Annotated in this window: 1 protein-coding gene and 1 pseudogene; both read left to right on the top strand. The window is 64.1% G+C overall.

The features are described 5' to 3' along the window. Positions 1-513, top strand: a pseudogene (locus AC1DKV_RS40390) (HlyD family secretion protein); the annotation flags it as partial. After that, positions 510-1,739 (top strand): efflux transporter outer membrane subunit (locus AC1DKV_RS40395; RefSeq protein WP_477139757.1); only part of this gene is annotated, 1,230 nt, incomplete at its 3' end. The pseudogene AC1DKV_RS40390 and the gene AC1DKV_RS40395, both read left to right, overlap by 4 nt.

The following is a 1,739-nucleotide window of genomic DNA, read 5'->3' on the forward strand; positions in this document are numbered from 1 at the left end:
CAACGCGACAAGGCGGCCAGCACGTTGATGCGCGCCGAGGCGGCTCAGGAATTGGCGAATCTCAATCTGTCCTATACGGAAATCCATGCACCGGTGGACGGCAAGGTTGGCAGGCGCTCGGCGCKGGTCGGCGCATTTGTGACGCCCGGCGCGCCGGTTCTTGCGATTGTCCCGATCGCCGACGCCTATGTCGTCGCCAACTTCCAGGAGAACCAGATCACCAACATGCGACCTGGCCACAGCGTGCGCATCAAGGTGGACAGCCTTCCTGGCGTCGTGATCCAAGGCCATATCGATAGCCTTGCCCCGGCGACCGGAGTGAGCTTCGCGCCGATTGCGCCTGACAACGCAACGGGCAACTTCACGAAGGTCGTCCAGCGCGTGCCTGTCAAGATCACCATCGACCGCGGGCAGCAAGCCGCGTCTGAATTGAGCGTGGGGCTTTCTGTCKAAGCKGAAGTGGCCGTTGGCCGCCGTGGCGATACGCTGGCCAAKGGAGCGCACAGAAAATGAATGCGAGTGAGTTCCCTATCCGCGCGTCGGTGCTGGCGATACTGGCGTGCCTCGCGATGGTGGGCTGTGCCGTAGGGCCGGATTTCGAACGTCCGAAGACATCCGCACCCGACGTCTTTGACCGCGCCCAGTCTGCGCAGGCATCGAGCAAGACCGTCGAATCCCAGTTCAGTTCAGAGTGGTGGACACTGTTCAACGATCCCCTGCTGAACTCGCTCGAGGAGAAACTGGTCGAAGCCAACCTGGACGTCGCAGCCGCGTCGGCGCGGCTGCGGCAAAGCCGGGCAGTACAACGGGTGGCCGGCGCCGCCGAATATCCGACACTGGACGGCGCCGCCTCCTATCATCGCGAACGCGGAAGTCCAAACGGCATCCTCTCGCTGCTTGGGGTCAGCCCGACAGGTAGTCCGCCACCATCGGCGTCGGGCGACTCGCCGCTCGGCGTCGCGCCATTGCCGGGTTCGAGTGGTTCGCCCGCGTTCGACCTGTACCAGTTCGGCTTCGATGCGTCATGGGAGGTCGACATCTGGGGCCGCGTGCGACGCGGTGTCGAAGCGGCGACCGCTTTGACGGCGGCCTCGTACGAGGACCGGAACGCGGTCCTCTTGTCTGCCCGCGCCGAACTCGCGCGAGACTATATCGAGTTGCGCGACACGCAATCCCTGCTACAGATCGCGGTACAGAACCTTGAAATCGCCCGTGACACCACGAAGCTCACGCAGGTACGCGCACGTGAAGGCGTCACGACGGATCTGGACGTGGCCAACGCTTCCGCGCAGGCAGCATCGATCGAAAGCCTGATTCCGACGCTCGAGTCGCGTCGCGAGGCCACCATCAATGCGATCGGACTGTTGCTGGCCGAGGAGCCGGGCGCGCTGCGGCAATCGCTCGGCGAGGTGCGTGACATTCCGGAGCTCCMCAAGGAGGTGCCCATCGGCTTCCCCTCGGAACTGGTGCAGCGCAGACCGGACATCAGGAGGGCGGAGGCGCAACTGCACGCGGCCACGGCGTCGATCGGCATGGCAAAGGCCGACTTCTATCCGCGCATCACGCTAAATGGCAGCGCCGGGTTCCAGAGTCTCCAGCTCTCGAACCTCGCAAACTGGGCATCGGGCCAGTTTGTCGTCGGACCGTCGATCTCGCTTCCCATCTTCGAGGGCGGCAAGCTCAAGGGGATGCTGCATCTGCGCGAGGCGCAGCAACAGGAAGCCGCGATCGTCTACAAA

The sequence above is a fragment of the Cupriavidus sp. 05T41 genome (assembly GCF_056396525.1).